The 9,214-nt window shown below is 41.1% G+C and carries 9 protein-coding genes; 2 read left to right on the top strand and 7 right to left on the bottom strand.

The window, feature by feature from the left end; translation table 11 throughout:
• Positions 1–245: phosphate regulon sensor protein PhoR (locus tag Q0017_RS04785; protein WP_298143432.1), on the bottom strand; the 245-nt coding region annotated here is incomplete at its 3' end.
• A 2-nt stretch (positions 246–247) separates the two neighbouring features.
• On the bottom strand, positions 248–958 hold the full coding sequence (gene phoB, locus Q0017_RS04780) for a phosphate regulon transcriptional regulator PhoB (protein WP_298143429.1): 711 nt from the start codon (positions 956–958) through the stop codon (positions 248–250).
• 503 nt (positions 959–1,461) lie between these two features.
• Between phoB and Q0017_RS04775 the strand changes: the two genes are divergently transcribed.
• Positions 1,462–2,298 carry an SDR family oxidoreductase gene (locus Q0017_RS04775; protein WP_298143426.1) on the top strand — a complete coding sequence of 279 codons (837 nt, stop codon included), beginning with the start codon at positions 1,462–1,464 and terminating at the stop codon, positions 2,296–2,298.
• Between the two features lie 12 nt (positions 2,299–2,310).
• Here the strand turns inward: Q0017_RS04775 and Q0017_RS04770 are convergent, their stop codons facing one another.
• The 5 genes from Q0017_RS04770 to Q0017_RS04750 form a co-directional block, all read right to left on the bottom strand.
• Entirely contained in the window at positions 2,311–3,678 is a 1,368-nt protein-coding gene (locus Q0017_RS04770) for an MATE family efflux transporter (RefSeq protein ID WP_298143424.1), read from the bottom strand.
• Between the two features lie 70 nt (positions 3,679–3,748).
• Positions 3,749–4,903, bottom strand: a complete 1,155-nt coding sequence (locus tag Q0017_RS04765) for a methionine aminotransferase (RefSeq protein WP_298143422.1) — start codon at positions 4,901–4,903, stop codon at positions 3,749–3,751.
• Positions 4,904–4,968: 65 nt separating this feature from the next.
• Complete coding sequence (locus tag Q0017_RS04760; RefSeq protein ID WP_298143419.1) at positions 4,969–6,273, bottom strand: DUF445 domain-containing protein; 1,305 nt, start codon at positions 6,271–6,273, stop codon at positions 4,969–4,971.
• Between the two features lie 14 nt (positions 6,274–6,287).
• Positions 6,288–6,833 (bottom strand): hypothetical protein, encoded by a 546-nt coding sequence (locus Q0017_RS04755; RefSeq protein WP_298143416.1) that lies wholly within the window; start codon positions 6,831–6,833, stop codon positions 6,288–6,290.
• A 40-nt stretch (positions 6,834–6,873) separates the two neighbouring features.
• Entirely contained in the window at positions 6,874–7,413 is a 540-nt protein-coding gene (locus tag Q0017_RS04750; RefSeq protein WP_298143413.1) for a DUF924 family protein, read from the bottom strand.
• 211 nt (positions 7,414–7,624) lie between these two features.
• On the opposite strand from Q0017_RS04750, the gene gshA reads away from it, so the two are divergent.
• Positions 7,625–9,202, top strand: a complete 1,578-nt coding sequence (gene gshA / locus Q0017_RS04745) for a glutamate--cysteine ligase (RefSeq protein ID WP_298143410.1) — start codon at positions 7,625–7,627, stop codon at positions 9,200–9,202.
• The last annotated feature ends 12 nt before the right edge of the window (positions 9,203–9,214 follow it).

Raw genomic sequence — 9,214 nt, 5'->3', positions numbered from 1 at the left:
TCGTAAGGACGATTAGAAATCCAATCATTAACCAAATATAAAGAACGCATTTGCAAAGCAAAAAACAGTGCACATGCAAACAAAATGCATGGGCCTAAATACCCTGTACCAAAACCAATCAGTGTTGCGATGAGTAGAAAAAATGCCAATAAACGCAAGTCTTGTTTGGCAAATGCCCATAGACTGCTGTAGCGAAACTGTTGATGTTCGCGAGCAATCTCAGGCACGGGGTAGGGTTCATACATAGCTAACCTAAAGCAACATCCGCGCGAGTTGAGAAGCGATAACCTGTGCCACGTACGGTTTGTACATAACGGTCAGCGCCAAACGGTTCTAAAATTTTACGTAAGCGACGAATATGCACATCAATGGTGCGGTCTTCAATGTAGACATTACCACCCCAAACTTGATCAAGCAATTGGGCACGGGTATAGGCACGCTCAGGATGAGTCATAAAGAACGCCAATAAACGGTATTCGGTTGGACCCATTTCTAAAATGCTTTGTCCAAAGCTGACACGTTGACTGACCGGATCTAAGATTAAACCATTAGCATCAATTGGCTTTTCACCGCTTAAGGCATTGGCACGGCGTAATACAGCTTTAATACGTGACACCAATTCACGGGTAGAAAATGGTTTGGTCATGTAGTCATCTGCACCGGCATCTAAGCCTTGTACTTTGTGATCTTCTTCACCGCGAGCTGTGAGCATGATGACTGGAATTTCAGCCAAGTTTTCGTCGCGTTTTAAACGACGGCACAAATCTACACCGCTAACACCACCGGGCATCATCCAATCCAATAGGATTAAAGATGGGCGTTGATCGACAATCATTTGATGCGCCTGTTTTGCATCTTCCGCTTGTAAGCATTGGAAGCCTGCCATATCTAAAGCAGTATGCAGCATTTCGCGAATCGGCAATTCATCGTCGACAATTAAAATGTAGTCATCTTTCACAACGCAATATCCTATGTTTTGATCACGGTTTATGACAGGCTTATTACAAAGACTAATTATGACAGTATCATTGCAAAAGCATAACCGTGGGGATTTTTAGTAAAAAAATGTGACTGTTTTTAGAGTGATTTTTGATGCTTAATGTATGAATATGAGAGCTTTAACAGGGTTAAATTTGTTGGTGCTAAGTTTTAAAAAATGAATATCTCACTATGAAGATTGACTTAAATCTATTGTAAATCAGTATTTAAGCTAATTATTGGGTAAGCTCAAACAATAGAGCTTATACAAATTATGTAGGCTAAAAATACCTTTAAATTAAATGATCAATAAATAAAAAGGCGATTGCAAGTAATTATTAAAATCATTGCAAGATGTTGCTATACCAAGGTGAAAGCATAATTTAATCATTAATGGGCTTTAACTTGGATATGAATAGCCAACAACGCAGTGACAAATATAATATTTCTTATAAGATGTGATTTTTTTATTGGACACAAGCCATGCGCTATTTTGAAAATAAAGTTGCGGCCATTACTGGTGCCGGTTCAGGTATTGGTCAACAGTTGGCAATTTTACTGGCCAAACAGGGCTGTCATTTAGCGCTAAGCGATATTAATTTCCAAGGTTTGCAAGCCACGCGTGACTTGATTAAAGACAAGGTGATCATCAGTTTAACTGTGGTGGATGTAGCACAAAAACACCAAGTAGAAGCATGGGCAGAACGGGTGATGCAAAGCCATCCGAAGGTGAATTTTATTTTTAATAATGCTGGTGTGGCATTGGGTTCCACGGTAGAGGGTGCAAGCTATGAAGAACTTGAATGGATTATGGACATTAATTTTTGGGGTGTAGTGTATGGCACCAAAATTTTCTTGCCTTTAATTAAGCAAAGTGGTGCAGGGCATATTATTAATATTTCAAGTGTTTTTGGTTTAACAGCGCAGCCAACGCAGTCGGCTTATAATGCAAGTAAGTTTGCAGTCCGAGGTTTTACCGAAGCGCTACGTCAAGAATTGGATCGCCAAGCATGTGGTGTGAGTGCGCTATGTGTGCATCCGGGTGGGATTAAAACCAATATTGCCAATGCTGCGCGTATGAACCAAAGTTTGGCGACTTTAGGCATGAATGTGGATGATTCAAAGCGTAGTTTTAATGATTTTTTGCGTTATCCCGCTGAAAAAACCGCAGAGCAAATTTTGCAGGCTGTAATTAAAAATAAGCGCCGTGTATTAATTGGTAACGACGCCAAATTTTTAGATCTATTACAACGTCTATTGCCAAGTGGCTATCAAGTGGTTTTGCAAGGTTTAAGTCAATTACGCGATAAATTTAAGTAAGCCCGCGATATATTAAACCAACGCAGTAATGGTTTTTTTCTTCCAGACAAATTGATAATACAGACCTTGCATGAGGCATAAGCTAAAAAATGCCAATGCATAGGCATACCAAATGCCTTGTAAGCCCCACCAATGGCTAAACAAATAAGCACAAGGTACTTCAATCAAAATAATGGCTACAATGTTAATGATCATGGGTACAGTGACCGTGCCACTGGCGCGCATAATTGAGGCAAAAATGGCACTAGCCCCAAAAAATACAATTGACCACAACACAATAAATAACAGTTGTTGTCCTAGCTCAACCACTTTGGGGTCGGTAATAAACAACGCCATCAAATATTTAGACCCTAAATAACCTAAAATTACCAAGCCACCGGTAAACACAATATTCATGCCTAAAGCAGTACGTGTGACTTTATTGAGTAAATCTGATTTACCTGCACCAATAGCTTGTGCGGCAAAAATAGAGGCAGCAATTGCAATAGACAGCGCTGGAAATTGAATATAGTTGAGTACTTGATTAACCGCACCATAAGCGGCTGTGGCTTCAGAACCATAACGATTGACCAAGCCCACAATCACTAAACCTGCCACAGACGTAGTCACCATTTGAATACCGGTAGGAATCCCTAAACGCAAAATAATTTTGCTGAGTTTAGGTTGATGGCGAATTTGGCGTAACAAAGCTCGGTCAGGTTTTAACGGATGATTACGCTTGTTGAGATACAGCGCTAAAAATAAGAGCACTGCCATATAACCCACAATTGTTGCCACAGCAGGAGCAACAATGCCTAATTTTGGAAAACCAAAGTAACCAGCAATTAACACAGGGGTAATCACTAAACCTATTGCACTGGTCAGGCTCAAGGCAATAAGCGGGGTGATACTATCGCCCACACCACGTAAGATAGAGGTATAAATAATATAGACAAACAACAACGGGCTACCGGCCAACATCCATTGAACATACGGCAATGACAAATGCATCACGTTTGGGTCTGTACCCAATAATAATAAAATTTGCTTGGCAAAAATCACCCCAAAAGCGGCCACAATCGTGCCGCCAATCAGTGTCATAAATAAAGTAGAACCCACCACACAACGGACTTTTTCTACATTTTGCGCACCCCATGCTTGACCCACAAGCACAGTTGAACCTGCCGATAGCCCAATCACAAATGCCATTAAACAAAACAAAATTGGGAAAAATACCGCCACTGCAGCAATGGCATCCACGCCCATCATTTGTCCAACAAAAATGGTATTAATGGTGCCAGATAGGTTTTGTAAAATATTGGTGGCAATTAAGGGCAATAGAAAAATTAAAAAGGTTTTCCATAGCTTACGCTCGCCCATTAAAGTTGGCTGTTGTGGCATAGGTGATCCTGTTGTTGTTATGCCTTCAGCTTAAACAAAGCTTAACCACGTTGTCTGTAGAAGTTTTGCATTAACAATTGGTTAAAATTTTCGCAGCTTGCGCTAAGGTTTGATCTTGTTTGGCAAAACAAAAACGGATTAAACGTAAATCTTGTGGGGGATGTTGATAAAACACTGAAATTGGAATTGCGACAATGCCATGTTGATGGGCAAGCCATTGGCACATTGCAACATCGTCTAAATCAGGACGGATGGCGGAATAATCTAAATTTTGGAAATAAGTACCTTGTGATGGCGTGAAGATAAAACGTGAATCTTGTAGTCCGCTATTAAACAGATCACGCTTGTGTTGATAAAAAGCGCTTAAGCCTTGAATATGTTCAGGATGCTGTTGCATAAACTCTGCTAAAGCAGCTTGTATTGGGGTCACACCACAAAAATTGGCAAACTGATACACCTGACGGAACAGATGCATAAGATGTGGCGCTGCAATACAGTAACCCGTTTTCCAACCCGTCACATGAAAAGTTTTACCAAAGGAGCCGACCACCACACTACGCTGCCTTAATTCAGGAAAAGACAGTGCAGAAAAATGGGTGTTGCCATCATAAACCAAGTGTTCATACACCTCATCACAGAGCACGACAATATTGCTGTCTTGAATCAGTTCAATCAGATTCAGCCAATCTTGTTTTGACCACATACTGCCGCTTGGATTATGTGGTGTATTGACAATAATCATGCGGGTTTTGACGTTGATGGCATCTTTAACCTGTTGCCAAGGGACTGAAAAATCAGGTTGTTGTAAAGCAATATGAACTGCTTTAGCACCAACCAGTTCGATGCTTGGAGCATAGCTGTCATAGCTTGGGTCAAATACAATGACTTCGTCACCTGCATTTACTAAAGCTTGAATGGTACTAAAAATCCCAATGGTCGCTCCGGGAGTAATGCTAATTTCAGTGATCGGGTCAAGTTGAATATGGTCGCGGCTTAAAAAAAACTTGGCGACTTGTTGGCGTAAGCTCACTAAGCCATCGCCCGGGGCGTATTGATTACTACCGTGTAAAGTGGCATGGCTTAGACTTTCTAATAAGGCTTGTGGTGGTGCAAAATCAGGGAAACCTTGCGATAAATTGAGCGCCCCCAATTGCTGTGCCAATTGGCTCATAATGCTAAAAATAGTCACCCCTTGGTTGGGCAATTTAGAGTGAAGTTCTAGCATAGCAGGCTCTTATTAGAATGAAATGATGCTTAAAAATAGCATACATATCGCGCATGTTTTAAGGCTTAAATAGCATATTCTACAATCGCGCGGATGATACCTAATGCCAAACCAATGAACGCACCCACCACCACGCCATTGACCCGAATCATATGTAAGTCACCACCGACCTCATTTTCAATTTTGTCGATCATCTCTTGTGAATCCCACTCATGAATACGTTCACTAATAAAACGAATCACTTTTTCACTGTATTGATCGGACAAGGTCACTGCCATGGTGGCAATGCGCGCATTGAGTAAGTCGCGTACTTGTGAGTTTTCGGCAATGTTTTGTCCTACTTGCATAATCGCAAGGCGTAGGTTTTCAGCAATGCCTGAATTTTCCTGTTGTAAATCATGTTTAACCGCATCAAATAAAATCACTACTGCACCGCTGATAAAATTTAACACCTGCGGGCTATCGAGCAGCGCATCTTTAGCACGATTTAAACTTAAACTTGCTTGAGATTGAGGATCACTTAAATCCTGCATATAACGACGTGCACTGTCTTCAATGTTTAAACGCCATGGATGATCGGGGTCAGCAAGCATGGCTTCTAAACGCTCGACCATGGAATCAATACTGCGCTGTTTAACATCAATCCCAATCAAACTTGCCCCTTTGGCAAATTTAGACACCCCGAGTTCTTTAAACAGTTTACGCATCATCTCACGGGTATCTTCTGGATGATTAAGCATCCATACATGCACCACATCTAAACCCCGTTGTAATACATCCTGATGGAAATCATTGTCCAAGACGGCATGAAGCATTTCACTGGCCAAAGCATTGACCTTGGTGTTTTTAACCCATTGCACACTGTTACTTTGGATAAAACGACCAATTTGCTCTTGCCCTACAAAATCAAATACTTTAGGTAGGGTTTGTTGCAAAACTTGCGTGACTTGGCGGCTATTTTCAGGCTTTGCCAACCATTGTCCTGCAAATAAACTTAAATCACTATTGGCTAAACTTTTTTCCACCACCTGTGGCGATAAAAAGTTTTCTTGCACAAAACGCCCCATAGATTGTGCAATACGGGTTTTGTTGCGCGGAATAATGGCAGTGTGATCACGTAAAAATTTTGGAATTGGTAAACGCCCAAAAGGATTGCGAAACAACACCGTAATCGCATACCAATCGGCCAAGCCGCCCACCACACCTGCTTCGGCTGAGAGCATTAAAATATGAATCAGCCACACATAATCGGGCAATAATTTTGCAGCAATCATGAGTGCCAACCAAATCAGCACAGCAATAACTAAAGCAATCGTGGCAAAGCGTTTGCTGCGTGCTAAGTTGGGCGAAGCGTTGCGTGGTGTGGTCATAGGGCATCCAAAGTTTAAGGTGAAGGCGCAGTCAAAACTTGTCCTGTAGGACTTAAGCCATATTTTTGTCCAAGGGATTGTAAAATCAAGCGCGCATCAAAAGCATCATGAGGTGTATTTTGATCTTTATAACATTCAATGCTATAGGACACTTGAATCGGATCAAGATTGACGATGCGTGGTTGGTCAAAAAATGGGTCATGCCCATAATAAGGACGGCGCGAATAAAATCCATATGGATAATAATGTGGGCTTGAATATACCACCGCTTGACGAGGGGCTTGTTGTGCACGGTTACTTGGATCATTCAGCACTTTAAAATGGCTAAAACCTTGATTTAACGTGGTTTGAGCAGCTTTAACTAAGGTAATTTCTTCGGCAGTGGCATAGTTTAAATTTGGGCGTGCTTGAAAACTAACTCGATAGCTTTGTTTATTCAGCGGATAAGCAGAAAATTGCCCCAGTTGATCAAAAGTCAGCGGTTGTTTAGGTGTGCTGGCACAGCCTGCAAAAGTCAAACTTGCTGCCAATACGCAGCTTAAACCAAATAAACGTGACATGCGCTAAGCTCCTGTGTTGAATCTGACAACCGCTTAAAAGTTAAAAGCTGCTGTTTGGTTGTTTTAAAAAGTCTAATTCTTCTTGGCTAGATGGACGTCCTAAAATTTCATTACGATGCGGATAGCGCCCAAAACGATCAATAATGTTTTTATGCTGGATTTCATAATCTAGGTTATGAGGATTAGCCAAAGCCTCAAACAATTTAAGTGCCTCAACGTGAATCAAAGATGATTCACTGTGCATAAATGGCAGATATAAAAAGCTACGTTGTTCTGCGGTTAATGCTTGGTCTAAACCTTGAGCTATCGCTTCTTGAGCAAGGCTCAGTGCTTGAGCATCTTGGGCAAAGGCAGCGGGGGTGTTGCGGTAGATATTACGTGAAAATTGATCTAAAACAATAATCTCAGCCAAGCGTCCTTCAGCACTGCTGCGCCATTGCCATAACTCAGCTTGCTGGGCTTGTTGTAGTATTTTACCAAAGCGTGTACGTAAGTGTTGGTCAAAGTCATCGCTTTTGGCAAACCAAAATGGGCGAGTGTCGTCATTAAACCAAAAATCTAAAACCTGTTGATATGGCATGCGCTAAACCTCTCGTTGTGAGCTGTAAATTTATATTAATCACAAAATTGCCATGTCTTGTAGGGTAACTTTGTGATAAAAAATTGCCAAAAATACAACAACTGTTTGCTTTTGCAGGATACACCCCCTAAGGTTGACAGCTAAATTCAGGTTATAATGTTTAAACTGAAAAATTTATTTTGGTAATTTCTTTCTAATAGGCGAGATAAGAATGAGTCAACCCGAATCGACCTCTCAAGCTACACTTCCGACTTGGGTAGAGCCGTCTTTATTTAAAGGCATGCTACGTGGCATCGAACGTGAATGCTTACGTATGCAAGCCGATGGTCTGATTGCACAGACAGATCATCCTCAAGCGCTTGGTTCGGCATTAACTCATCCGCATATTACCACTGACTATTCAGAAGCTTTGCTAGAGTTTATTACCCCACCACAAACCAGTATTCAAAAAGCATTAAATTACTTAATGGATATTCATACTGTGGTGCATCGTCATTTGCCTGAAAATGAGCATTTATGGCCGATGTCGATGCCATGTATGCTCGATGAAGACGAAGAAAACATTCGTTTGGCTGAATATGGCTCATCTAATATTGGGCGTTTTAAGACTTTGTATCGCCGTGGTTTAGGCGTGCGTTATGGCCGTCGTATGCAGACTATTGCCGGCGTACATTACAACTTATCTTTCCCTGACAGCGTATTTAGCGCTTTACAACAACAAGAAAGCGATGACCTATTCAAAAATATGTCGTTGCAAGATTATCGCAGCCATCGTTATTTGGGTTTAATTCGTAATTTTATTCGTTTAACACCATTGGTAATGTTTTTACTAGGCGCAAGTCCAACAGTGCAGCCGTGCTTTATGCATGGGCGTGAACATCATATGTTGCCACTGACCCGTGGTACTTTATATGTGCCTTATTCAACTGCATTGCGTATGGGTAATTTTGGTTATCAAAATTCAGCGCAAAAACAATTGGGTATTCATTACAATAATTTGCAAGATTATCTGAGTGGTTTACAACAAGCGGTCAAAACACCGTATTTGGCCTTTAGCCGTTTAGGTTTAGATGATGCCCAAGGTGAGCCATTACAAATTAATGATCACGTATTACAAATTGAAAATGAATACTATAGCTTGGTACGTCCAAAGCAAGTGCCGCAAAGTGGTGAAACACCATCACAAGCTTTAGCCAATCGCGGTATTGGTTATATTGAGTTACGTGCAGTTGACATCAACCCGTATAGCCCGATTGGGATTGACGAAAATACAGCAGGTTTCTTAGAAACCTTAGCCACGTATTGTTTATTACAAGACAGTCCAGCCTTGTTAGAGCCAGAAATGGCAGAGATTGAAAAAAATCAAGCCGAAGTTGTTAATCGTGGACGCGCTGAAAATGCTGTAATTTTGGTAGATGGGCAACGCATTCCAATTGAAACATGGGCACAAGGCTATTTAGATGCTATGCAGCCGATGAGTCAATTACTGAATAAAACTTATAATAACTCGATTTATAGCAATGCTATGCGTGTTATGCAGCAGCGTATTCATGAAGTAAATGACAGTTTATCTGCCATGGTGGTGGGTGATACTCGTGATGCTGGTGGTATGTGGCAATTGGGCTATTCTTTATTGCAAGATCACGAAGAATTATTTGGCCAATATCCATTAACTGAAGAAACTGAACGCTATTTTGATGAATTAGCACAAAGTTCGTTACAACAACAACAAGCGCTTGAGCAAGAGCAAACCATGAGCTTTAGTGACTACTTAGCCGCTTACCGATAAGAGGATAGATTC

Origin of the sequence: uncultured Acinetobacter sp., from assembly GCF_947624825.1 — a bacterium.
Lineage (GTDB): Bacteria > Pseudomonadota > Gammaproteobacteria > Pseudomonadales > Moraxellaceae > Acinetobacter.
Note: the sequence above shows the minus strand (reverse complement) of the source record. Positions and strands in the feature narration are given on the sequence as shown.

What these genes read in the sequence shown, in the direction of transcription:
- Q0017_RS04775 (WP_298143426.1), top strand. Translation starts at nt 1,462, where the DNA reads ATGCGCTATTTTGAAAATAAAGTTGCGGCCATTACTGGTGCCGGTTCA.
- Q0017_RS04760 (WP_298143419.1), bottom strand. Translation starts at nt 6,273, where the DNA reads ATGACCACACCACGCAACGCTTCGCCCAACTTAGCACGCAGCAAACGC.
- gshA (WP_298143410.1), top strand. Translation starts at nt 7,625, where the DNA reads ATGAGTCAACCCGAATCGACCTCTCAAGCTACACTTCCGACTTGGGTA.
- Q0017_RS04755 (WP_298143416.1), bottom strand. Translation starts at nt 6,833, where the DNA reads ATGTCACGTTTATTTGGTTTAAGCTGCGTATTGGCAGCAAGTTTGACT.
- Q0017_RS04765 (WP_298143422.1), bottom strand. Translation starts at nt 4,903, where the DNA reads ATGCTAGAACTTCACTCTAAATTGCCCAACCAAGGGGTGACTATTTTT.
- Q0017_RS04750 (WP_298143413.1), bottom strand. Translation starts at nt 7,413, where the DNA reads ATGCCATATCAACAGGTTTTAGATTTTTGGTTTAATGACGACACTCGC.
- Q0017_RS04770 (WP_298143424.1), bottom strand. Translation starts at nt 3,678, where the DNA reads ATGCCACAACAGCCAACTTTAATGGGCGAGCGTAAGCTATGGAAAACC.